Below are 22,790 nucleotides of genomic sequence, written 5' to 3' on the forward strand. Positions count from 1 at the left end.
ACTTCAAACAGTCCGTAAGGGTGTTAAGTGGGGGGGAGTTCAAGCAAATAAGAAATATAAAAGAAGAAGATTATATACATATTCACGCTGTTATTAACGATTGGTGGGGCGGAAGAAATATGGCAAATATGCTCCCGAAATTGTTTTTTGTCCATTTTCAAGATACAGGCTTCATTGTAGAACGAGATGGTGAGATTGCAGGGTTTTTATGTGGATTTCTTTCGCAAACTTACAAAGATGAAGCATATGTACATTTCATAGGGGTGAATCCAAAATACCGGAGAGAAGGGATTGCTCAGCTATTGTATGCAAGATTTTTTGAAGTTGCACAGCAAAATAAACGAAGTATCGTAAAAGCAATTACCTCGCCAGTGAATAAAACATCGATTCAGTTTCATACGAGTATTGGATTTGAAGTTGAAATAGGCGATGATGATATAGAGAGTGTATCTGTACATACAAATTATGATGGTGAAGGTGGAAGCCGGGTGTTGTTTGTAAAGTATTTATAAGAATACAGCAGTATGTTCTATATACAGGTCTATAGAAAAAACACCTTTCCATAAAACGGAAAGGTGTTTTTTCTATTAATGAATATCACGTTTGTTGAAGTTTCCGCCCTTTACTTCTGCTACGTCATACACTGTAACAAAGGCTTTTTCATCAATGTCTTGAATGATTTCTTTCATTTTGCTTTCTTCTAAACGGTTAATAACACAAGTAATTTCTTTAAATTGTTCCTTTGAATAGCCACCATACACTTCATTATATGTTGCACTTCGGCCTAGACGCTCTCGAATTGTCTCGACCATTAATTCAGGTTCCTTTGTAATAATTTTAAACGTTTTAGAACCACTTAAACCAACTTCGACGATATGAATGACTTTAGAAGCGATAAAGTAAGCAAGCGCCGAAAGGATTGCTCCTTGAAAACCAAATACTGTTGCAACAAAGATAAAGACAAACGTATTTAAAAACAAGATGAGATCACTTGTTCCAAACGGTAACTTACGAGAAAGTAATACAGCTAACATATCAATTCCGTCTAATGCACCACCATTACGTAGTGCGAGTCCCATACCAAAACCGATAATAATACCACCAACAACGGTAACTAGTAATGTATCACCTTCAATAATAGTGGGTACTTCGTGCATAAGGACAGTACCAATCGCTAGTGAAGCAATACCAATAACGGAATAAATCGCAAAGGATTTACCGATTTGTTTATATCCTAACCAAACAAATGGGATATTCATAATAGCAATGAGAACACCTAACGGCAATCCAAGTAGCTGTGAGGTAACGATACTTACACCTGTTACTCCACCGTCAGATACATTGTTTGGGATTAAGACTGACTCTAGTCCATACGCTGTTATAAATGCACCAATGATAATCATCAATGCCCGTAACACGATTTTTAGTGTATTAGGTTTTTGTTGTTTATTTGTAACCATACATACTCCTTACTTTAAAATATTTTTTCATTTCATCACGATACATATGTAATGAGTTAGATTTATTTCCAGTCACTATTCTAACATATTATCGTTAGGATGGTTATTAGAAATATTTTTTGGAGATCTTTAAGTGGCTATACAAACTCCTTTGCCATCTCTACAAGTTTTAGAACATATTGATTATCTTGGGTTACAGGTTGTTGCGTAATATATATTTGTCTATAGTGTTTCCCTGGAAGGGAATGGAGCTTGATATCATCAAACGATTGTAAAAATAGTTTTGGACCAATGGAGATACCGAGTTGTAAATCAATCATTTTTCCAATTGTATTGCAGTCGCTAATGTAAGAATGTACATGATAGTTTATTTTGTTTGTATGAAAAAAGGATTCAATCTGTTTTCGATATGGCGCTGTTGGCATAATGATTTTATTTGTTTCGAAAAATTGATTTAAAGAAGAAGCATTGAATTCAGCTTCCATCTGGTTAGAGGTTGCAACCATCAGTTCATCTTGTAAAAAGGGTTTACATATAAATGTTGGATGTTCATTAACGGTAAAGCCGATATCGATTACGCCTTCTATCACCCACGCATCTATTTCATCATACGTTCCTTCAAAAACAACAATTTTCACAAATGGATATAAAGCGTTAAATTGCTGAATTACTTTAGGTAACAGGTGCTTACTAATACTTGCGAAAGCGCCAACTTTAATTGTTGTTGGTAAGTTTGACGGGTTTGTAAAATCTATGTTTAAAAGCTTCCGGTTTAATACGAGAATTTCATAAATATATTCATAGGCTTTCGCTCCGCTTTTTGTTAGTTGAATACTACGGGGTTCACGTATGAATAAAGTAATCCCTAACTCCTTTTCTAAGCTAGCGATGGCGCGACTCACAGCCGATTGTGTCATATTTAATTGTTCAGCAGCTTTTGTGAAGCTTCCTGTTTTTATAACTTCTTCAAATACTTCATATTTAATGATACTCATGAGTTTTTTTCATCCTTTGCATGAATATTATTCGTTTTATTTCGTTATGTTGTTTTCATATACTAACAGTAACATCGATGGGAAAAAGAAGTTGTCGTTTAACTTTGAAGGATATTAATAATATTTTAGCATTATATAAAAACATATTGCTAATATTTAAGAGGTGTATGATGAGAAATGTTATATTACTAGCAATTGGAATGTTTGCTTTAGGATTGGATGCTTATGTTGTGGCAGGGTTAGTACCTGGAATAAGTGAAACGTATCAAAAAAGTGCTTCGCAAGTAGGGCAGGCGGTAAGTATATTTACGTTGTTTTACGCAATATCTGCTCCTTTATTTGCGTCTATACTTTCCGGAAAATCAATAAAGAAAGTATTGTTAGTTTCTATGTTCATTTTTGGTGTTGCTAACGCTATAAGTGCAGTAGCACCTGATTTTTCTATATTTCTTATTTCAAGGGCGATTGCGGGAGTAGGGGCAGGTTTGTTCTCGCCGTTAGCAGTTGCAGGATCCACTTTATTAGTCCCAGGAAATAAGAAGGGAAGAGCGCTTAGTGTAACAATTGGAGGTATGAGCATGGGAACGGTGCTAGGTGTACCGGTTGGCTTGTACATTGCAACAGTTTTAAATTGGCAAGCTGTTATGTGGGGAATTGCTGTACTGAGCTGTATTGCGTTTGTCACTATTTATAAGATGTTACCGAAAATACCTGTAACGGCACCACCTACGATGAAAGAAAGACTAGCAATGTTTGTTGATAAAAAGGTTACTGTAACAGTATCTATAACATTTTTTGCAAGTATTGCAAGCTTAGGATTATATACATATATTTCGCCGTTTTTAGAAGAATTTACTGCTGCACAAGATGTAACGATATACTTATGGGCTTGGGGGCTAGGTGGACTATTTGGAAGTTTTATAATCGGATACGTTATTGATTACTTTAAGAAACTAAAAATCATTACATTAAGTATTTTAATTATATTAACAGTTGCAGTTGCTTGTATTCCTCTTGCAATATACATACCAATTATTCAATATATGCCTTTCTTTGTTTGGGGAGCAATGGGGTGGGCTGCACAAGCACCGCAGCAACAAATTTTAATGGAATATCAGCCGAATCAAGGAAGTGCAGCAGTTGCTTTAAATAGTTCAGTAAACTATTTAGGGAGTTCGGTAGGTGCGATGTTAGGTGGAGTAGTATTATCGCTTGGGAAAGGATCCTTGTTATTAATTTACTTTGCGATTTTGGCCATGGTGGTTTCATTAGTTTTGCAGTTGTATAGTATGAGAAGTAGCTTTGTTGTTTCAAAAACTTCTGGGATTCAGAAATGAAAAACAGCCTCCATACTTCTCCTACTTATCAAGATCTAAGATAAAAGTCTTTACATTCAAACCTAGTAACATATTAGATGTATCTAATATGTTACTAGGTTTTTCTTTCTATTACCTAAAACATTTTATCAGTTCTTTCAAACGCTGTAGCAGCCTTTTATAATTTTTTTAGATAAAAAGTAAAATGATGAAGCATGGTATAATGATAAAGAAAAGAATGATTTGAAACGCAAAGGTTTATTTAAGAGAGGAGCTTCACAATGTATTCTAATCTAGAACAATTAACAAAGCATCCTGTATTTTATCATTTTGCAGAAATTTCAAAGATTCCAAGAGGATCTGGAAATGAAAAAGAAATTAGTGATTTCTTAGTGGGATTTGCAAAAAATCGTAATTTAGAAGTAGTGCAAGATGAAGCTTTAAACGTAATTATTAAAAAACCAGCAACTGACGGTTATGAAAATGTTCCAGCAATTATTATCCAAGGTCATATGGATATGGTTTGTGAAAAGAATCAAGCAACCGTACATGATTTTGAAAAGGATCCAATCGAGTTACGAATTGTTGGGGACATGCTGTATGCAAATCAAACGACTTTAGGTGCAGATAATGGTATTGCGGTTGCATATGCATTAGCACTATTAGATTCGGCTGATATTCCGCATCCAGCTCTTGAAGTTGTAATTACAACAGAAGAAGAAACGACGATGGGCGGGGCTTTTGCAGTTGATGCAAAGCACTTTGACGGGAAAATATTTATTAATATCGACTCTGAAGAAGATCATAAATTATTAGTGAGCAGTGCAGGCGGAGCGAAAGCAGTTGAAACGATTTCTGTAGTTTGGGAAGAAGCTCCTGCTGAATTAGAAGCATACCGTTTATATGTTGGAGGACTAAAAGGTGGTCATTCTGGTATGGAAATTGATAAACAGCGGGGAAATGCTAATAAAGCTTTAGGGCGTATTCTGCATGATTTATCAAATGACATCTCTTTTAGCATAAGTGATATTCATGGTGGATTAAAAACCAATGCAATTCCGCGTGAAAGTGTTGCAACAATTTTATTGTCGGTAAATGATGTACAAAAGGTAGAAGAAAAAGTCGTAGAATGGACACGTATTTTCCAAGAAGAACTACGTGCTGTAGATCCTGATGTACATATTTCTCTTACAAAATTAGAAGAAAAAGTAGAAAAAGTATTTGCTAAAACAACACAAAGTCAGCTTATTTCTTCTTTATTCCTAATTCCAAACGGTATTCAAAGCATGAGCATGGATATTAAAGGGCTAGTAGAAACTTCAACAAATTTAGGCGTTATTGAAACACTACATAATGAAATTAAATTACGAAATGAAGTAAGAAGTTCTGTAAGTAGTTTAAAACAGCACATTATAAATGAGATTAAGCATATTGCAGAATTGGTTGGAGCAGAGTTCGAGAGGGAATCAGAGTATCCAGAATGGCCGTATAATCCGAACTCACCAATTCGTGATTTATTTGAAAAAGTGCATAAAGAAAAATATAACAAAGACGTTGAAATCTTTGCAGTACACGCCGGTATTGAATGTAGTGTATTTGTTCAAAAAATGCCTGAGTTAGATGCGATTTCATTTGGACCCGATATTTTCAACGTTCATACACCAGATGAGCACATTAGTATTTCATCAGTTATAAATAACTGGGGATTCTTTGTTGATGTAATGAGTGAAACGAAATCATTAGCTCAGTAAATATTTGTATAAAAACAGTCGTAAACCACCATTCAAACCACGTATATAAAAAAGCAGCACCTCTTAGTATGATAAACATACCCATTTAAGGAGGTGCTGTTTTTTATATGCCACCACAAAAGTTAACAATTGTCCTCGTTATATTACACGTCGAAAACTTTCTAAAAAAATGCATTATTTAATGGTTCTTCTTTTTTGTTGCCTCTGTCACTTTGAAATAAAGTCGTACCGTTAATGCCGATTGGTTTAACTAACAATTAGTGGGGATGGAGAAAACCCCCACTGATTGAAGTTTCACTTTATTAGAGAGTAATGAGGCTGTTTTTACCTATCTTTTTTTTGCTTTTTTCTGATATGCATACAATTTATTCACTTCACTTTTAAATTTTTTTAAAAGTGAAGTATTCTCCTCATTTGCATACCTTGTAGCATGATAGGTATCTACAAGAATATCCCAATTAATATCGGTATCTTCATATTGCTGCAGACGATCCATCCATGCTTCAAAAGTTTCACCACGTTCCCGGTTAAACGGTGGCTTTAACTTTTTCTCTAACTTAAAAATTTCTTTTCGGATTGCATTGTTAGGTGGCCCAAGTAAACGATTTCGTTTTTGCATAGTCGTATATTCTGGTGCTACAGTCGCTTCAGAAAAAACAAAAGGACTAAATTTGATCGAAGGGCGTTTTTTGTATAGTTTCCAAATGATATACGCAGTGATTAGAAATATGATAATGATTGTAATTACTTGTAATACGAGTGGATTATATTCCTTTTGATCAGGAAGTGGAGGGGTTTCACCATATCCAAGTTTACTTACGTATTCATCTGCCTTAGAACGATCCATTCCTAGTAAAATTTCTAAAATAGGATTTAGCACATAACCAAAACCAAATGCAACCCAATAGAGAATATACGAAAGAATTGTTCGCATGTATGGTAATAACGGTATGATTAGGAAACTAGCTACTCCAATTGCCGTAATAGAAATAACACGTAGCATTTGCTGGTTGCGGTTAAGGCTTGTAATCCATAATGTAAGCAAAATATGTAATGCAAATAGACCAGCTTCAAATAATGACGGGAATTTTGAATTAAGAAAAATAGAAAAGCAAAACCATATAAACCCTCCGCCAAGTTTTTGATATGGTGATGTATCTTCTTTTATATATAGTAGTAAGAAGAAAAATGGCAGCAACACCGAGCCGATTGTTGAAAATAGTGATAGTGTAAAGCAAGCAAATATTTGCAGTGCAAATAATAGTACGATATATAGTTTCTTATTTTGTTTTGCTTTCTGCATTGGTATGAAACAGATGTAGCTCGCAATTAAAAATAAGAAAATGTTAATTGTTTCTCCTTTTTCTGTTATGAGACAGAGAAAAAGAAGAAGTACGAAATCATTAACGTAACGTAGCCATGTTTTCAAGTCGTTCCACCATCCCTTCGTCGCGGACGAGATAAGTCGGCTGCATCGTATTTGGAAGTTCTTCTTTCGGAACGCCAACAAACAACATCGTTGAAGAACGTTCTCGTTGTCTCATTACGTAATGAAGAAAACTTTCCCGAGGTAACAACGTACTATCTTCTGAAATACGCGCTAGCTCTTCTAGTGCTTGTGTGTATTGCATTGTTCCATCATTTAAAGACAAATGCAGAGGACCACTTTCTGAAAAGACGCTAATAAATAGTTCAAACGGAATTTTCTTTTCTGTTGCGATTTGACATATATGCGTCGTATAAGAAATCATATCTTCAACGTTTTCCCTCCAGCCAAATCCTTTATTTGCTGCGAGTGATAAACAAATCGTCCAGCTATAATTTTTTACAGCTTCATATTGTTTTGCTTGCAGTGTTTGCATTTTTGCTGACGCTTTCCAATGAATAGAACGAAATGATTCTCTTTCGTATTGTTTCACACCAACAATAGATGTTTCATCATGAAAAAAAGAGAAGTTTGTTCTATAGGAACCAATTTGTAACTGCTGTATTTCTTGTAAGCCAACGACTTGTTTTGGAGAAGGGTAGACGATAATTTCTGATTTTAATTTGTGTATAACAGGTAAATGAACTTGAACGATATTAAAAGGGTCACTAATCACACATTCAAATTGTTCAAGCTGAAAGACGCCTCGTTTTGCTGCTGTAAATGTAAAATCCCACTTTTGTCTTGAACGAGCTTGTTGCATGAATGGAAAAGAAACGAAAGTTTTAGAGATTTGATCTATACCCGTCATTTTATGCATCGTTAAACTTGGATTTGTATGAAAAAAACATTGCCCATTTACAAGTGGCAATTTCGCATCGTTTTGTAGCGAAATTGATAACTTACCATCTTCTTCTGGAAATAAACGCGTCGTTTTCTTTTCGTTTATAATGTGAAAGTTCTCCTCGATGTAAGTAACGTAACGAAAAATAAAGAAAGCAAGCATATAATAAACAAGCAACGGATATAACAGAAGTGGTTGCGGCATGTAAAATGTAAATAATAATGCAACTGGAATTGTTAGTTTAATAATATGATTCTCAAATATTAATGGCACAGATACGATTCGTTGACTGTTCATGCTTGTTCAATCTCCACCGGTACATCAACAGTTGTTAAAATTGTTCCCATCAAGTCCCTTTTTGTTGTTCGAAGCGCACCTTCCATCGATAAAATAATGCGATGTGTCCATATGTAAGGGAGTAAAAATTGCACATCTTCAGGCGTACAAAAATTACGACCGCGCAGCAAGGCAAGAGCTTGAATGGCACGAATTAATGCTAACGTACCACGCGGACTAACTCCGTTTGCGATATAGTCATGGTTACGAGTTGCGTTTGCAAGCTGGATCACATATTCTTCTAATGCTTCTGAAACGTAAATGTTTTTTACATGTTGCTGAGTTTCCAGGATGTCATCTAGTGAAATGACTGCTTTTAGTTCATCTAACGGCCTATCTTTTCGAAAACGCCTCATCATTTGCAATTCTTCTTCCGGAGACGGATAACCAATAGCAATCGTCATTAAAAAGCGGTCGAGCTGTGCATCAGGAAGTGGGAAAGTACCTTGTGACTCAATTGGATTTTGCGTTGCGATGACAAAGAATGGCTTCGGTAATGGTGTTGATTGTTTTTCTAATGTCACTTGTCTTTCTTCCATCGCTTCTAATAAACTTGACTGTGTACGTGGCATCGCCCGGTTAATTTCATCAGCTAACAATAAATTTGTCATAACAGGTCCAAGGCGTAGTTCAAACTCACTTGTCTTTGGATTAAAGTATTCAATACCAGTTATATCACTAGGCAGTACATCTGGTGTAAATTGGACACGAGAAAATTGTCCGCCAATACTTTTCGCAATCGTTTTTGCAAGCAATGTTTTTCCTGTTCCAGGGACATCTTCTAGTAATACGTGTCCATCTGCTAAAAGAGACACTAATAGAAGGTCAACTACATTTTCTTTTCCAACAAAAACAGAAGCTATATTTTCTTTTAATTTATGTATCATATGAACCTTCCTCTCTAGGAAAACAGTATATCTCTATATTTTAGCAAAATATTTCGAAAAATTTAATTAATTTTACCTTAATTTTGGAAATGGAGATTAGAAAAGGCTATAACATAACAAAAACGGTTATCAAAGACGATGACCGTTTTTGTTTTAGAGCTATTACGAAAAAGATTGATTTTGAGCGGGTTTAATAAATTGCTCTGGATTTTCAACGAGTCCGCATGCACCGCATTGTACACGATATGTAGGACCTTGATAAGCTAAGTGAAACGCACTCAAATTATCATTTGTATATTCTTCTTCAACTTGACCTGATTGAGGATTTAGTTTCACTGGTTTCGCATTTTGCTCAATAATGTTAAAGCGCGTTCGATTTGTTTTACAGCTTGGACAAAGCATGGGTTCCATTATGACACACCTCCATTTGTAGCATTTGTGAAGAGAAGAAATTTTATTCAGTAAAGGAATAAAAGGGAAAAAGCATTCTCTTATTGAAATATATTAGGATATTGTATGGAAAAGGGAGAGGTATCGTATGGAGAAATTTCCAACATTAGAAACAGAACGTTTACAGTTACAAGAAATTACATTGTTAGATGCGGAATCAATGTTTCATTATTTTTCAAAAGACTCCGTACTTCGCTATTTTGGAATGGAACCATTTCATCATGTGGAAGAAGTAGAAAATATCATTCGTCACTTTCATACGAAATATGAAGAAGGTGCTACGTTTCGCTGGGGTATCGTTTTAAAGGGGACGAATACATTTATCGGATCATGTGGCTTTCATCTTATTAATTCCCGTCATAAAAAGGCTGAAATTGGCTACGAATTAGACGATGCATATTGGGGAAAAGGTTATGCAGCAGAAGCACTGCAAGCAATTTTAACGTATGGATTTGAAACGCTCGATTTTGAAAGAGTCGCAGCAATTGTTTACACAGAAAATGAAGCTTCACACAAATTGCTGAAAAAGTTTGGATTCCAAGAAGAAGGGTTGCTTCGAAAAAATATGATTCAAAGTGGTATCGCGTATGACACGGTTTTACATGCGTTGTTAAAAGAAGAGTGGAGGGAGAGAGCTTAGAGAGTTTCTAAGCTCTTTTTCAATGTTCATACTGTTGTAGTATTACCTTCTCCCATCGATTACAAGATTTACCCTTTCATTCGGCCGATGTTCTTTTACATACATATCTTCAGCAACCATCCAGTTGTCTACCCACATAGAACGTGCTTCTTCGCCATCTCTTTCTAATCCTCTTAACAGTCGTATATTTCTTGGACAATCGACCCAAATTGTAAAATCATAGTAGTTGGCTAGTTCGTTTCGGGTGGCATAGATACCTTCGATAACGACAATTCCACCTGTTTTGACAGTATGATATTCAGCTAAAGTATCGGTTTCCCAATCGTATCTTGCATAGTAACCATCCTGTTCATTATGAAGTGGTTCAATCACTTGGGAAAGTAGACGTTGCCAATCAAAATCTGCACCAATTAGTTTTTCAGCTGGAGGTACTGGCTTAATTTGTGAAGAGGGTAAATAGAAATCATCCATATGTACAATTGTTACATCTTCACAACAGTGTTGTAACTGCTTAGCAATCGTACTTTTTCCAGAGCCGCCACAACCATCTATACCAATAAGTAAAGTAGACTGCTTTCTTGGAGTGTTTTCGATAGATTTTATAAATTGTGCGAGCGTTTGATTCATAATGGCACCACCTTCTTGTTTGTTACGTCATAGTTCTATTTTAGAAGAGAAGAGTCCTTTTTGGTTATAAAATTCTAAAAATATTGAATTTTATATTTTATAAATATAGAATGAAAATAAAGATATGTGAAGGAGTGATGAAATGGATGTTTTGAATATAACAAGTAGGAAAAGAGAGTCATACAAAGTGCAAATCAAGTATTCGTTACTATGGGAATGTGCACTAGGTATCGCAGCAATTACAAATAAGAGGTTCATTACTACACTTGAAAAGCAACAAGCGGAGTGGGAAGAAATAAGGGAATCTTTTGATGGGGATATGTTGGAGCAATTGAACTTGGTGGAGAAACATAATACGTGGAAAGCGCTATTACAGTTGTTGTATGAGAAAGACTTTGCAGAGTTGTCTCATTTTATTCGTTATATACGTGAGCTTTCAGGAAGCCAATTGAAATATATTTGCATTCCTTATACTGGGGTTCAGCAACAAGAGATAAGAAGAAGGGCAGCAGATGGAGAAGAAGATGCGATTGAGCAGTTGAAGGAGATAACAAATAATAATCCTTTTTTTCCTACTTACATTGAGTATATATGTAAAATTCATGAAAATGATTTAAAAGAACACTTAATCGCGGTAATGTCGGGTTGGTATAAGGTAGTGATTGAGTCAGAAGCTGAAATGTTATGTGAAATTTTAAAAGTAGATTATGAAACAAAGGAGAAAATGAAAGACAAAATGGCCCCTGAAGAGTTTGTAGAATGGGTAACGGGTGGTATCTCCTATATGCCAGAACCGAGTGTGCACAGTGTATTGCTTATTCCGCAGTATACATATCGGCCATGGAATATTGAAGCGGATATTGAAGGGACGAAAGTGTTTCATTATCCAGTAGCAAATGAAAGTATAGCGCCCAATGACCCTTATAAGCCAAATTACTTTGTCGTGCAAAAATATAAAGCGCTAGGAGACGAAGTGAGACTTCGGATTGTGAAACTATTATATGAACAGGACCGAACATTGCAACAACTAACAGACAAGCTAGATGTTGGAAAATCAACAATTCATCATCATTTAAAAATTTTAAGGGCAGCAAAATTAGTTGATATTGGGGAATCAAAATACATATTGAAAAAGAAAGCGTTACAGTCTTTAGGGAAAGAATTAGATCTTTTTATTAATAGATAAATTGGATGTAAAGCGCACCATAGAGAAGCATAGGGAAAATAAAAGAGAAGTTGGTGCTACAGTGAATGAAACAGTACTAAAAAACCGTTCTTTTCTATTCATGTGGATTGGAAGTGCAATCTCAGAATTAGGTGGTGCGTTCGGAACTTTTTGTAATTCAATTCTCATATATCAACTTACAGGATCGAAGCTAGCACTAAGTAGTATGTGGTTACTATATTTCATCCCGTCACTTATTTTACAGTTAGTTGCAGGACCTTTTATTGATAGATGGAGTAGAAAGTGGATTATGATTGTTTCCCAATGGACACGAGGCTTCGTTTTTTTGCTACCGCTTATTATGTTAATTACAGATAATATGCAGACGTATTACATTTTTATCGTCCAGATAATTGTCGGTCTTATTACACCATTTTATGTACCAGCTAATCAAGCCATTTTGCCAACAGTTGTGCCGAAAGAGCAATTGCAAGAAGCAAATGCTTATGTAGACGGCACAGTTCGCCTCATGATGTTTCTTGCCCCCGTTTTAGGCGGGATGATGATAGAACTAGCAGGAGTTCCATTTACTTTGTCTCTTGTTTGTGTATTTCTATTTGTAAGTGGAAGTTTACTTCTATTTATAAAGGAAAATAGAATGGTAGAAACAATTCGGAAAAGCTGGTTACATCAGTTTATGGAAGGTTGGGCGTACTTTTTTAAGCAGCCAATCATTGTTTGGCTCGGTTTCTTTCTAGCATTTGTCCAATTTGGAGTAGGAGTAACGATGGTTACTAATTTACCTTACGTACAAGATGAATTAGGTGCAAGTTATGCAGCATATGGATATTTCATGGCTGGATTTCCGCTTGGTTATGTAATTGGATCTATCATTGTAGGGAAAATGCAATATGAAAGCCGGCGCACTATCATGCTTGGTGCGTTAGTAATCGGCGGTTTGACATATATTTCATTAGGGTTAAATGAGAATATTTATATAGCAATTTTCATAGAAATAATCGCTGGAATCTCTTTAGTTTTTTTCAATGTTCATAGCATGACAATCCACCAGCAAATAGTTCCAAATGAATTGATGGGAAAAATATTTTCAGTACGCTTGTTCATTATAAGAAGTTCGATGCCTCTAGGTATATTAATTGGAGGTATATGTAGTGAGCAGTTTGGGGTTAGGGTGTTATATATGATAATTGGAATTATCATTTGTACTGTTTCCGTGTTAGGTATCGTATTACCATATTTTAAATTTCTTGATCAACCCGTTCAAAATAATTTCGAAAAAACAAAATTTTAATTGAAAATAATTATCATATTCATTTATAATGAAAGACAAGTAGAATAACTTGCGACTAAGGGGAGTTGAAATAGATGTTCATTGAAACAAAAACATTTACAGTAAAAGAAGGTACTTCTGATCTTGTTGTACAACATTTCACAGGTGAAGGAATCATTGAAAAGTTTGATGGATTTATTGACTTAAGTGTTCTTGTGAAGAAAGTAAGAAGAGGCGATGAAGAAGTTATCGTTATGATTCGCTGGGAGTCAGAACAAGACTGGAAAAACTGGGAGACAAGCGAAGAGCACTTAGCTGGTCATAGAGCGAGCAGAGGAAAACCAACTCCAGATCATATTATCAACGTAACGCACGGTGTTTATTATGTGAAATCTTCAAAAGGTGCTTATCAAAAATCATAAATAAATAGAATCTGCGGGACAGTCATCCAGTTGGATTTTTAAATTAACTGTAACTAAACGGGTCATCTTTTTTGTATGCACAAAAGATGACCCGTTTTATTTTAAATTCATCGTAAAAAACGGTTGTTTTTGATAGAATATAATGGTTGGTTTTTTTCAGGTATAAAAAATATATAAGTCTATAATGTATCCGTGTTAGAAAACAGAAGGTGAAGATTAATCCAAAGGGTGTGAAGCAGTCAATTGTTTGCAGTATTATTTTTTATTATTAGTGTTTCAGCAATATTTTTTACGATAGTACTATCATTTGTACAGCTATTCAATAAAAAAGAACAAGAGTGGAAGGCATTTTATCAATCACTTCCAATTCTTTCATTCTTACTAGTTATGTATATATTTAACGTGTTGTTTGGGCAAGGTGAAACTATAGTTTACATACTTTTAGCGATGCTAGTAGTCCCAGCTTTTTATATGATACACGCCGTTCTCGGGATAATTGGTTTGTGTATCTCTATAAAGAAAGGGAATGTATTATCAATGAAAGAAGGATATCCGTTACTATTTGTCACTTCAGTATTAACATTTGTATCATTTATAGTACCTATTGTGATATTCCTTTCATTCTTACTATCCTGTTCAATAATAGTAATGAACAAAATGAAAGCGAAAGCAAAATGAAGACCAAAAGAGCAAGAAAGAATGCTCTTTTGGTCTTCATTTTATTATTATTTATTAATTAAAGGAAAGGGAGTTTAGAATCAGCCTTCTTAATTTTCTTTATTTCTAATGTCATTATATAACTCCAATCCCTCTTTCACATTATAACTCTTCTTTACAATACTATGGATCGCTTGAATCATCGCAGCTGGGTGTTCGGATTGCCAAATGTTTCGGCCCATATCAACGCCAATCGCACCTTCTTGCATCGCTTGATACGTAATCGTTAGCGCATCTTCAATGGAGTCTAGCTTTGGTCCACCAGCAATGACGATAGGGGCAGGGCATGTGCTTGTGACTTTTTCAAAGTTTTCACAGTAATAGGTCTTCACAATATCAGCACCCATTTCAACACAGACGCGTGAGGCAAGTGCTAAAAAGCGGGCTTCTCGTTTTTGTAATTCTTTCGCGACTGCAGTAATGCCGAGTACTGGTAATCCGTAGTCATGTGCTTCGGATACGACATTTGCGAGGTTTGATATCGTTTGTGTTTCATAGTTAGAACCAACAAATACAGAAACACCAACGCCAACAACATTATGTCTAATTGCTTCTTTAATAGGAGTAACAATTGTTTCATTGGCAAGGTCGGCACCAACAACTGTTGGTCCGCCAGATACACGGAGAACCATCGGTGTTTTGCAATCTTCTGGAATACATGACTGCAAAACACCGCGCGTTAAATAGAGAGAATCTGTATAGGGAAGTAAGTGCTTCACTGTTTCACCTGGCTTTTCTAATCCGTGAATGGGCCCTAAAAAGTAACCGTGATCAATGGCTAACATAACCGCTTTTCCATCTGGTAAAATCGTATTTAATCGATTTTGAAATCCCCAACTCATTATCTATCACTCCTTATTTGGATTTTCTGTTTGCACCGTATCTTTTTTTTGTAAGTGTGGTGACTTAATAAATAACGCTTTAAAGATTTTATTAGAACGATTAATGAGGTAATGAGATTCATGTGGACGCACTTGTAATACATCACCTTGTTTAATCGGAACTCTTTCGTTGTTAACATAAAAATCAATTTCACCTTCTAACGCATAAAAAACTTCTTCACAAGTTGTATGGTAATGGTTTTGAAAGTCTTGACCAGGTTTAATGACAACGACACCAACATCAACGTTAGGTCCTTGTATTAAATACTTTGGTCCATTGTCACCAAAACGATAGGAAAAGTCATTTTCATTCACTTTTAACATTATTTCACTCCTTTCTATGTAACAAGTTACAGTGCACCAGGAGCAATCCACATATGTGATGTGAATCTGTTATCGGCTAATGCTAGTTGTTTTTCATATACAATGCGCCAGTTTTCATATAGTTGCTTATAAGTGTTATAGTTTTCTCGATTTGGTACATAAGTTGTTTCCCACTGTACAAATTCTTCGGCAGCTTCTTCCATTGAGTGAAAGAGACCAGCGCCAACTCCAGCTATAATAGCTGTTCCTAATGCAGCAGCTTCTTTCACAACAGGGACTTTTACTGGTACACCGAGAACATCGGCAACAATTTGTGACCAAAGTGTCCCTTTTGAAGCACCGCCAGCAAAGACAACTTCTGAAGGGAATGTTCCGGTTAATTCTTCAATTAACTTCAAATTTCCTAAAGTTACAAACGCTGCGTTTTCTTCAATTGCTCGAAATAACTCTTTCTTTCCACATTTCTCAGCATCTAAGCTTAAGTTTAAAAAAGAAGGTGCAGCGTGTCGCCATGATATATAGTTCATCGTATTTGAAAAGGTTGGGATAATTCCATATGATCCGGCAGGGACATGTTTTGCTTGTTCTTCTAACAGCGTATATGCATCTGTTCCAAGTTTTTTTGCTAACTGTTTTTCTTCTTGGCAAAACGCATCGCGAAACCAACGCATAACAAGACCGGGGAAGAAAGCGATTGTTTCATATTGCCAAAGGCTTGGAACTACGTGGCAGTTTACGCGAATTTTTGCGCTTGGATCCGTTTTTGGCGTTGTAACATTTACTTCTTGCTGCCAAAAGCTCCCGCCTGAAATAAAAGTTTGCCCACCTTTCACGATTCCAGATCCAAGCGAAGCCATTTGCGCGTCACCACCGCCAGTAATGACAGGGGTTCCCTCATATAAGCCAGTTTCTTCGCTCGCCTTTTTTGTTATAGAGCCAATGACTGTCCCGGCTTCATTGACTTTCGGTGAAAATGGAACGTATAAGTTACATTGTTTTGCAAGTTCTCCGTCCCACTGGCGCTTATTTAAATTGAAAATACCTGCCGTACAGCCGTTAGACGGATCAATTTGTAACTCTCCGCACAGTTTATATAAAATCCAATCGTTTAACATCGTCATGTAACGCGTTTTTTCATAAATATGAGGTTTATGTTTTTGAATCCAAAGTAACCGTGGTAATGCTCCTAGCGCAAATGTTTGCCCTGAAGTGCTATATAAATCTTTCTCAAGGTTTTCCCGTATTTGTTTTAGTTCGCTTACTTCAGCTGAAGCGCGTCCATCAACATTGGCGCATGCCCATAGTTCTTGTTTGTTTTTATCATATAAAACGAAACCTTCGCGCATGCTTGTTGCACTAATTCCTTTAATCGCCGATGATGTGAGGTTGCTTATTTGAAGAACTTCTTTTGTACACTCTTGTATAAGTTTCCAGTTTTGCATTACATCAAAATTCATAGAGCCAGGGTAACGAGAGTCTGTTTGATGAATCCATTCTCTTTGACTTACAGCGAGCTGATTTCCATTCAAGTCAAAGAGGACAGCCCGAATACTACCAGTACCAGCATCGTAAGCTAATAGTGCACTCAATTATGTGTCACCTTCCTTTCTTAATAACGAAAGTGCGGTTATTTCGTCTGTAATTAACGTATGAATGTAGCCACCTTTAAGAGCTCCATATATTGCGTCTACTTTTTCCAATCCTCCAGCAACGCCAACAACATGTTTCATACTTTGCAAGGATGAAAGTGAAATGCCGATTAACCGGTCGTGATGGGGGATGTGTAACTTGTTGCCGCTTTCATTGTAAAACTGTCCAAGAATGTCACCGGCTCCAGATTGACTACGAATGTAAGTCATTTCGCCGAGCGTCATTTTTTCTTCTTTTATAATGGTTGCTTCTTCTGACAAGCCACCAATTCCAACAACCGCAATATTTGCGAGTGAAGCGAGATGAAGCATTTCTTTAACGGATGGTTCCGCATGAATACTATCAGCCATTTCGGTTGTAGAGGTTAAAAAAGGTGCGGGAATAATGTGTAGTTGTCCTTGTACATGATTTAAATAGCTTTGTTTCGTAGGGAAATAATGATTAACTCCCCCAGTGAGCGTTGCGACAGAAATTTGCATAGAAGGATCGAGATTTAAGTTTTCTAGTACTTTTGAAATTGTTTCGCCCCAGCCAATTCCAAGCAGCTCTCCTTGTTTTAAATGAGATTGTAAATACTGAGCAGCTGCTTTCCCTAATGAATCGGAAAAACTTGTTTTTGGAGTAGGAATAATAAAGGAGTCCATGAGGTGAAAGGCTTTTATTAATTCACGTTCAATACTTAAACAATGGAGACCAGCTCCTTTAATATGAAAGGAAACAATCCCTTCAGCACGAGCTTTATCTAATAAACGGACAACTTTATTTCGTGAAATATGAAGCAATGAAGCAATTTCTTGCTGCGTTAGTTGATCTTTATAGTAATACCAAGCAACTTTTGTTAATAAATTTTCTTCAAAATTGAGCTGTACCATGCTCTTCATTCCTTTCAACATTTGACCGTTGCTTAAACATATGTGTACATTTTTTTCTTTATGCTGTAATTTTGTTGAGAAAAATCAGTTCTAGATATGAAAAAAGAGATATACAATGCTACAAAACAAGTAGAACAAAAAATCAATTCTTGAAAATTTGTTCCGAAAAGAGAGGTGATCGCATATGGAAGCACCGCTACTGCAAGTGAAAGGGATAACAAAATCATTCTCAAAGCAGCCTGTATTAAAAGGAATTTCGCTTTGTGTAGAAGCGGGTGAAGTCTTTGCATTAGTAGGAGGGAACGGTGCAGGAAAGTCCACGCTTATGAAAATTTTAATGGGGCTATATATGTACGATGAAGGTGAAATGCTTGTAAAAGGAAACCCAGTTCGGTTTTCCAAACCAGTAGAGGCGCACCGACAAGGGATTTATTTAATTCCACAAGAGCCGCTTATTTTTGCAAATATGACAATTGAAGAAAACGTATGCATTGGAATCAAAAAGAATAAACAAGAACTTCGATTAAAGCTTCGTGATTTAATAGAAGAGCTTGGATGGGACTTACAACTGCATATACGAGCGAGTACTTTATCGATCGCCCAGCAACAGTTAGTGGAAATATTAAGAGGACTTATAAGAGAAGCAGAGATTCTTATTTTAGATGAACCGACATCGACATTGACGGCGCATGAAATTAAGAGTCTCTTTACTGTGATAGAAAAGTTAAAAGAAAAAGGAATAGGCATGATTTATATTACTCATCGTTTTTCGGAGATTTTTACAATTGCGGATACAGTGGCAGTGTTGAGAGATGGCATTATTTCAAGTCAAGGAAATGTGAGTGATTATACGTATGACATGTTAGTCGCCGGGTTATTACCACAAGGGTATGAACAACCAATGTATAAAAAAAGCGAGCATACTGAATCCTTCACCCACAAAAGAATACTAGCGGTAAATGGATTATCTAGTCATCTCTTTCAAGATGTTTCACTCCATGTGCAAAGCGGGGAAGTAGTTGGGCTTGCTGGTGTTATTGGAGCTGGCCGAACAGAAGTAGCCGAAGTGTTATATGGGATGATGAATGCAGAGAAGGGAAACGTACAATTAGAAGAAGAGGATATTACGAATTGGTCGATAAAAAAGAGGGTGGACGCAGGAGTTGTTTACGTACCAGAGGACCGAGCTGGGCACGGTATATTTTCCATTGCCTCTGTTATGCAAAATATAAGCTCTGTTTCTTTATATAAACTTAGTACATTCTTTTTAAGTAAGAAAAAAGAAAGCGCTTTAATAGATGAATATATAAAGAGATTTTCGATTGTTGTTCACAATCCAAACGATGAAATCTCTTCTTTATCAGGTGGAAATCAACAAAAAGTTGTATTAGGAAAGTACCTTGCTAGCAATCCGAAGTTTATCATTCTCGATGAGCCAACGCGCGGCATTGATGCAAAAGCGAGATTGGAAGTGTATGAAGTAATCGAGGAGTTAAAACGAGCAGGATTAGCGATTTTACTGATTTCTTCTGATACAGAAGAAGTGATTCGGCTCGCAGATCGTATATATGTGATGAGAAATGGTAACATTGTATCGCATTTAGAAGGGGAGCAAATGACTCTTGATAAAATTACACGTCTTGCGTACGACGGTGAAGAGGGAGAAGAGATATGAAATACATTACATACATCCTAAAAGTGCGCGAGTTTTCTATTATTGGCCTACTCATTCTTTATATGTTATTTGTCAGTACGATAAACCCAGCCTTTTTCAAGTTTGATTCTCTTGCTCTCATTATGAAATCGAGCTTAATATTAGTTATTTTAGCAATTGGCCAATCTTTCGTTTTATTTACAAGAAATATTGATGTATCAGTCGGATCTACGATGGGGTTAAGTGCAGCTGTTTGCGGAATGCTTTTAACTGAGCAATATAGTGTAGCGAGTACGATTATTTTTGTGCTGCTAGTAGGCGCTGGAATTGGATTGATTAATGGAATAGGTGTAACGAAATTTCGTGTACCTTCTATTATTATGACACTTGGTATGTTAGGTGTTATTAGAGGCCTTATGCTTATTTATACAGATGGGAAGTGGATTGAAGATATTCCGAATTCTTATAAGAAACTATCATCCGTTACTTTATTTGGATTACCAGTAATGGTGTGGATTGTAATTATCATATTATTCATTGCTTATTGTGTCCTTACAAAAGTACCGTTTGGCCGATATTTTTATGCAGTAGGAGATAATGAGGATGGTGCTAGGTTAATCGGTATACCAGTAAATAGAGTGAAGATATTAGCATTTATCCTCTCTGGTGTAAGCGGGGCAATTGCAGGTTGCCTGTTTGTTATGAATGTTGGCTTTGTTCCAAATCAGACAGGAACAGGAATTGAACTGCAAGTTATCGCAGCTGCTGTTCTTGGTGGTATTCATTTGAAAGGTGGCGTTGGTTCTGTTTTTGGGGCAGCTCTTGGTGCGATCTTTTTAGAAACGATTAGTAGTTCACTAGTGTATTTAAAAGTACCTGCGTTTTGGAACAGTGCGATATCAGGATTTTTACTACTTCTTATTATTATATTAGATAGTTCTTTACAAAAGTGGAACGAGCGAGAGCGCTTGAAGCAGCGGGGGGTGAAAGGATGAAGCATGCGAGCATTTTATTTCGGTGGGAAGGTGTATTGCTCTTATTACTAATAATAGAATTTTTCTTATTCAGTTTTTTGAATCCGGATTTTTTTAATATCGAAAATATATTGTTTAGTATGAATGACTTTATTTTTATTACAATCGCTGCTATTCCGATGACACTTGTCATTGTAACAGGCGGAATTGATGTTTCCGTTGGTTCTATTATGGGACTCACTTCTATTATTATCGGTGTACTTTGGATGAACGGGATTCCTATATTGTTAGCTGTTATTATCGCGTTGTGTATGAGTACATTAGCAGGTCTTTTAAATGGACTTATTATTCAATTAACCGGTGTGGAAGCACTCGTTGTAACGCTTGGCACGATGTTTTTATATGCCGGAGTAGCTCTCGTTATTTCAGGGGGATCTAATGCAACAGGATATGAAGGGATTAGCGGATTACCAGACTCGTTTGTACAGCTCGCAAATGGAACGTTTTTAGGGGTTCCGAATTTACTTTGGATCCTTGTTGTATTAACGGTATTATTTTCTATTTTATTACACCAAACAAAATACGGAAGATATGTCATGTTAACTGGTGTCAATGAAAAAGCAGCGAAATATTCCGGCATTGGAACGAAAAAAGTAATTGTATTGGCGTATGTACTTTCTGGGTTAGGAGGTGGATTAGGGGGAACGTTTTTAACCGCGTACTTTGGTTCGGCGCGGTCGGACTTAGGAAATGAAGCAATCTTACCAGTTATTACAGCAGTTGTGTTAGGTGGAGCGCTCATTACAGGTGGAAAAGGGAGCATTATTGGAACGGTTCTTGCGAGTATTTTTATTGGAATTATGCAGTATGGACTGCAAATGTCGGGACTTACAAATGAACAATCAAACGTAGCGGTAGGTGTTGTTTTAATCCTTTCTGTCATTATGAGACATGTAAAGTTAGGGGATAGATTTGAAAGAAGAAAATGGGGACTATATGAGGGGGAAAAGCAATGAAGAGAAAATTGAGTATCGTAATTGTAATGCTGATGTGCCTTGTATCGTTCATGGCCTGCTCGAATAAGGAAAGTTCAAAAGAGAAAGAAGCAAAAGAAGCAAAATTTGCATTTATTCCAAAATTAACGGGAGTTGGTTTCTTTACATCAGGTGGTGAGGGAGCAACTGAAATGGGCAATAAACTTGGCGTAAAAGTAAAATATGACGGTCCTTCAGAAGCAAGTGTATCCGGGCAAGTAAAATATATTAATAACTTTATTAACCAAAACTATGATGCAATTATGGTATCATCAACTTCCGTTGATGGACTATCACAATCGTTACAGCGTGCGAAGAAAAAAGGAATTACCGTATTAACGTGGGATTCTGACGTAAACCCGAAAGACCGTTCGTTTTATATTAGTCAAGGAACACCAGATCAACTTGCAAATTTATTAATTGAGATGACATCTTCACAAATTGGTGACACTGGTAAAGTGGCATTCTTCTATTCTAGCCCAACTGTAACAGATCAAAATCAATGGGTAACAAAAGCAAAAGAGATTATCGCAAAGAAATATCCAGGATGGGAAATTGTGACGACGCAGTACGGGGAAAATAATGCCCAAAAGTCATTGTCAGTTGGAGAGAGTATTTTAAAAACATATCCAGACATTGACGCTGTCATTTGTCCAGATGCAACAGCCTTACCAGCAATGGCGCAAGCTGCTGAAAACTTAGGCGTAAATCAAAAAGTTGTTGTAACAGGATTTTCAACGCCAAATGTGATGCGTGATTACGTGAAGCGTGGTACGGTAGAGCAATTTGGATTATGGGATGTGAAACAACAAGGGGCACTTGCGACATATGTAGCAAACGAAATGGTTGTAAAAGGGAAGAAACTAAAGGTTGGCGATAGCTTTGAAGTGCCAGGAATCGGGCAAGTAAAAGTAGAGCCAAACGCAATTCAAGGCTATGACTATGAAGCAGAAGGAAATGGAATTATCGTTTTACCAGAGCGCGTTGTCTTCACGAAAGACAATATTGATAATTACGATTTTTAATACTTTTTGATTGAACTCGTCTATGATGTAGGCGAGTTTTTGTTTTATA

Annotated in this window: 23 protein-coding genes; 12 read left to right on the forward strand and 11 right to left on the reverse strand. The window is 36.3% G+C overall.

Going from position 1 to position 22,790, the window contains the following annotated elements; genetic code table 11:
• The first annotated feature begins 20 nt into the window (after positions 1 to 20).
• The gene (locus BAMA_RS08780; protein ID WP_034638615.1) at positions 21 to 512 is read left to right on the forward strand and encodes a GNAT family N-acetyltransferase; all 492 of its coding nucleotides are present in this window, start codon (positions 21 to 23) and stop codon (positions 510 to 512) included.
• Between the two features lie 75 nt (positions 513 to 587).
• Here the strand turns inward: BAMA_RS08780 and BAMA_RS08785 are convergent, their stop codons facing one another.
• Together BAMA_RS08785 and BAMA_RS08790 are read right to left on the reverse strand one after the other, a co-directional pair.
• Positions 588 to 1,460, reverse strand: coding sequence for a YitT family protein (locus BAMA_RS08785; protein WP_034638403.1), 873 nt, complete (start codon positions 1,458 to 1,460; stop codon positions 588 to 590).
• Between the two features lie 137 nt (positions 1,461 to 1,597).
• Positions 1,598 to 2,455: a LysR family transcriptional regulator gene (locus BAMA_RS08790; RefSeq protein WP_034638404.1), complete on the reverse strand. Its 858-nt coding sequence runs from the start codon at positions 2,453 to 2,455 to the stop codon at positions 1,598 to 1,600.
• Between the two features lie 170 nt (positions 2,456 to 2,625).
• Here BAMA_RS08790 and BAMA_RS08795 point away from each other — a divergent pair, with 170 nt between their 5' ends.
• Positions 2,626 to 3,792, forward strand: a complete 1,167-nt coding sequence (locus BAMA_RS08795; RefSeq protein ID WP_034638406.1) for an MFS transporter — start codon at positions 2,626 to 2,628, stop codon at positions 3,790 to 3,792.
• A gap of 260 nt (positions 3,793 to 4,052) precedes the next feature.
• On the forward strand, positions 4,053 to 5,522 hold the full coding sequence (locus BAMA_RS08800; protein ID WP_034638407.1) for an aminoacyl-histidine dipeptidase: 1,470 nt from the start codon (positions 4,053 to 4,055) through the stop codon (positions 5,520 to 5,522).
• 328 nt (positions 5,523 to 5,850) lie between these two features.
• On the opposite strand, the gene BAMA_RS08805 is transcribed toward BAMA_RS08800, so the two are convergent.
• From BAMA_RS08805 to BAMA_RS08820, 4 genes are all read right to left on the reverse strand, one after another.
• Entirely contained in the window at positions 5,851 to 6,951 is a 1,101-nt protein-coding gene (locus BAMA_RS08805) for a DUF4018 domain-containing protein (protein ID WP_034638408.1), read from the reverse strand.
• Positions 6,926 to 8,089, reverse strand: a complete 1,164-nt coding sequence (locus BAMA_RS08810; RefSeq protein ID WP_034638410.1) for a DUF58 domain-containing protein — start codon at positions 8,087 to 8,089, stop codon at positions 6,926 to 6,928. The genes BAMA_RS08805 and BAMA_RS08810 overlap by 26 nt, the downstream gene beginning before the upstream one ends.
• Positions 8,086 to 9,015 carry an AAA family ATPase gene (locus tag BAMA_RS08815; protein ID WP_034638412.1) on the reverse strand — a complete coding sequence of 310 codons (930 nt, stop codon included), beginning with the start codon at positions 9,013 to 9,015 and terminating at the stop codon, positions 8,086 to 8,088. Before BAMA_RS08815 ends, BAMA_RS08810 begins: the two co-directional genes overlap by 4 nt.
• A 162-nt stretch (positions 9,016 to 9,177) precedes the next feature.
• Positions 9,178 to 9,426 carry a hypothetical protein gene (locus BAMA_RS08820; protein ID WP_034638413.1) on the reverse strand — a complete coding sequence of 83 codons (249 nt, stop codon included), beginning with the start codon at positions 9,424 to 9,426 and terminating at the stop codon, positions 9,178 to 9,180.
• Between the two features lie 127 nt (positions 9,427 to 9,553).
• Between BAMA_RS08820 and BAMA_RS08825 the strand changes: the two genes are divergently transcribed.
• Complete coding sequence (locus tag BAMA_RS08825) at positions 9,554 to 10,105, forward strand: GNAT family N-acetyltransferase (RefSeq protein ID WP_034638414.1); 552 nt, start codon at positions 9,554 to 9,556, stop codon at positions 10,103 to 10,105.
• Positions 10,106 to 10,147: 42 nt separating this feature from the next.
• On the opposite strand, the gene BAMA_RS08830 is transcribed toward BAMA_RS08825, so the two are convergent.
• Entirely contained in the window at positions 10,148 to 10,732 is a 585-nt protein-coding gene (locus BAMA_RS08830) for a uridine kinase family protein (RefSeq protein WP_034638416.1), read from the reverse strand.
• A gap of 142 nt (positions 10,733 to 10,874) precedes the next feature.
• Between BAMA_RS08830 and BAMA_RS08835 the strand changes: the two genes are divergently transcribed.
• From BAMA_RS08835 to BAMA_RS08850, 4 genes are all read left to right on the forward strand, one after another.
• A complete protein-coding gene (locus tag BAMA_RS08835; RefSeq protein WP_034638417.1) occupies positions 10,875 to 11,918 on the forward strand; it encodes an ArsR/SmtB family transcription factor in 1,044 nt (347 codons plus the stop codon).
• A 61-nt stretch (positions 11,919 to 11,979) separates the two neighbouring features.
• Positions 11,980 to 13,209, forward strand: coding sequence for an MFS transporter (locus BAMA_RS08840; protein ID WP_034638616.1), 1,230 nt, complete (start codon positions 11,980 to 11,982; stop codon positions 13,207 to 13,209).
• Between the two features lie 74 nt (positions 13,210 to 13,283).
• The gene (locus BAMA_RS08845; protein WP_034638418.1) at positions 13,284 to 13,610 is read left to right on the forward strand and encodes an antibiotic biosynthesis monooxygenase family protein; all 327 of its coding nucleotides are present in this window, start codon (positions 13,284 to 13,286) and stop codon (positions 13,608 to 13,610) included.
• A gap of 243 nt (positions 13,611 to 13,853) precedes the next feature.
• Complete coding sequence (locus BAMA_RS08850) at positions 13,854 to 14,288, forward strand: hypothetical protein (RefSeq protein ID WP_034638419.1); 435 nt, start codon at positions 13,854 to 13,856, stop codon at positions 14,286 to 14,288.
• A gap of 89 nt (positions 14,289 to 14,377) precedes the next feature.
• Here the strand turns inward: BAMA_RS08850 and lsrF are convergent, their stop codons facing one another.
• Genes lsrF through BAMA_RS08870 form a run of 4 tightly spaced genes read right to left on the reverse strand, consistent with a single transcriptional unit; the run spans position 14,378 to position 18,072 of the window.
• A complete protein-coding gene (gene lsrF / locus BAMA_RS08855) occupies positions 14,378 to 15,169 on the reverse strand; it encodes a 3-hydroxy-5-phosphonooxypentane-2,4-dione thiolase (protein ID WP_034638421.1) in 792 nt (263 codons plus the stop codon).
• Between the two features lie 6 nt (positions 15,170 to 15,175).
• A complete protein-coding gene (locus BAMA_RS08860) occupies positions 15,176 to 15,532 on the reverse strand; it encodes a cupin domain-containing protein (protein ID WP_034638422.1) in 357 nt (118 codons plus the stop codon).
• Between the two features lie 26 nt (positions 15,533 to 15,558).
• Positions 15,559 to 17,121 (reverse strand): autoinducer-2 kinase, encoded by a 1,563-nt coding sequence (gene lsrK / locus BAMA_RS08865; RefSeq protein WP_034638423.1) that lies wholly within the window; start codon positions 17,119 to 17,121, stop codon positions 15,559 to 15,561.
• Positions 17,122 to 18,072 (reverse strand): sugar-binding transcriptional regulator, encoded by a 951-nt coding sequence (locus BAMA_RS08870; protein ID WP_200874673.1) that lies wholly within the window; start codon positions 18,070 to 18,072, stop codon positions 17,122 to 17,124.
• 166 nt (positions 18,073 to 18,238) lie between these two features.
• Here BAMA_RS08870 and BAMA_RS08875 point away from each other — a divergent pair, with 166 nt between their 5' ends.
• From BAMA_RS08875 to lsrB, 4 genes are read left to right on the forward strand one after another with little or no spacing between them, the layout of a single operon-like run.
• Positions 18,239 to 19,729, forward strand: coding sequence for a sugar ABC transporter ATP-binding protein (locus tag BAMA_RS08875; RefSeq protein WP_034638425.1), 1,491 nt, complete (start codon positions 18,239 to 18,241; stop codon positions 19,727 to 19,729).
• Complete coding sequence (locus BAMA_RS08880; protein ID WP_034638427.1) at positions 19,726 to 20,703, forward strand: ABC transporter permease subunit; 978 nt, start codon at positions 19,726 to 19,728, stop codon at positions 20,701 to 20,703. Before BAMA_RS08875 ends, BAMA_RS08880 begins: the two co-directional genes overlap by 4 nt.
• Complete coding sequence (locus tag BAMA_RS08885; protein WP_034638428.1) at positions 20,700 to 21,698, forward strand: ABC transporter permease; 999 nt, start codon at positions 20,700 to 20,702, stop codon at positions 21,696 to 21,698. The genes BAMA_RS08880 and BAMA_RS08885 overlap by 4 nt, the downstream gene beginning before the upstream one ends.
• The gene (gene lsrB / locus BAMA_RS08890; RefSeq protein WP_034638429.1) at positions 21,695 to 22,741 is read left to right on the forward strand and encodes an autoinducer 2 ABC transporter substrate-binding protein LsrB; all 1,047 of its coding nucleotides are present in this window, start codon (positions 21,695 to 21,697) and stop codon (positions 22,739 to 22,741) included. The genes BAMA_RS08885 and lsrB overlap by 4 nt, the downstream gene beginning before the upstream one ends.
• Positions 22,742 to 22,790 lie beyond the last annotated feature (49 nt).

It is taken from the genome of Bacillus manliponensis (genome assembly GCF_000712595.1).
In the GTDB taxonomy this organism is placed as follows: Bacteria; Bacillota; Bacilli; order Bacillales; family Bacillaceae_G; genus Bacillus_A; species Bacillus_A manliponensis.

Bases quoted from the DNA above. Each gene is read 5' to 3' on its own strand.
- BAMA_RS08815 (WP_034638412.1), bottom strand. From the start codon at position 9,015: ATGATACATAAATTAAAAGAAAATATAGCTTCTGTTTTTGTTGGAAAA.
- BAMA_RS08835 (WP_034638417.1), top strand. From the start codon at position 10,875: ATGGATGTTTTGAATATAACAAGTAGGAAAAGAGAGTCATACAAAGTG.
- BAMA_RS08830 (WP_034638416.1), bottom strand. From the start codon at position 10,732: ATGAATCAAACGCTCGCACAATTTATAAAATCTATCGAAAACACTCCA.
- BAMA_RS08785 (WP_034638403.1), bottom strand. From the start codon at position 1,460: ATGGTTACAAATAAACAACAAAAACCTAATACACTAAAAATCGTGTTA.
- lsrF (WP_034638421.1), bottom strand. From the start codon at position 15,169: ATGAGTTGGGGATTTCAAAATCGATTAAATACGATTTTACCAGATGGA.
- BAMA_RS08795 (WP_034638406.1), top strand. From the start codon at position 2,626: ATGAGAAATGTTATATTACTAGCAATTGGAATGTTTGCTTTAGGATTG.
- BAMA_RS08880 (WP_034638427.1), top strand. From the start codon at position 19,726: ATGAAATACATTACATACATCCTAAAAGTGCGCGAGTTTTCTATTATT.
- lsrB (WP_034638429.1), top strand. From the start codon at position 21,695: ATGAAGAGAAAATTGAGTATCGTAATTGTAATGCTGATGTGCCTTGTA.
- BAMA_RS08860 (WP_034638422.1), bottom strand. From the start codon at position 15,532: ATGTTAAAAGTGAATGAAAATGACTTTTCCTATCGTTTTGGTGACAAT.
- BAMA_RS08885 (WP_034638428.1), top strand. From the start codon at position 20,700: ATGAAGCATGCGAGCATTTTATTTCGGTGGGAAGGTGTATTGCTCTTA.
- BAMA_RS08790 (WP_034638404.1), bottom strand. From the start codon at position 2,455: ATGAGTATCATTAAATATGAAGTATTTGAAGAAGTTATAAAAACAGGA.
- BAMA_RS08875 (WP_034638425.1), top strand. From the start codon at position 18,239: ATGGAAGCACCGCTACTGCAAGTGAAAGGGATAACAAAATCATTCTCA.
- BAMA_RS08810 (WP_034638410.1), bottom strand. From the start codon at position 8,089: ATGAACAGTCAACGAATCGTATCTGTGCCATTAATATTTGAGAATCAT.
- BAMA_RS08825 (WP_034638414.1), top strand. From the start codon at position 9,554: ATGGAGAAATTTCCAACATTAGAAACAGAACGTTTACAGTTACAAGAA.
- BAMA_RS08800 (WP_034638407.1), top strand. From the start codon at position 4,053: ATGTATTCTAATCTAGAACAATTAACAAAGCATCCTGTATTTTATCAT.
- BAMA_RS08820 (WP_034638413.1), bottom strand. From the start codon at position 9,426: ATGGAACCCATGCTTTGTCCAAGCTGTAAAACAAATCGAACGCGCTTT.
- BAMA_RS08845 (WP_034638418.1), top strand. From the start codon at position 13,284: ATGTTCATTGAAACAAAAACATTTACAGTAAAAGAAGGTACTTCTGAT.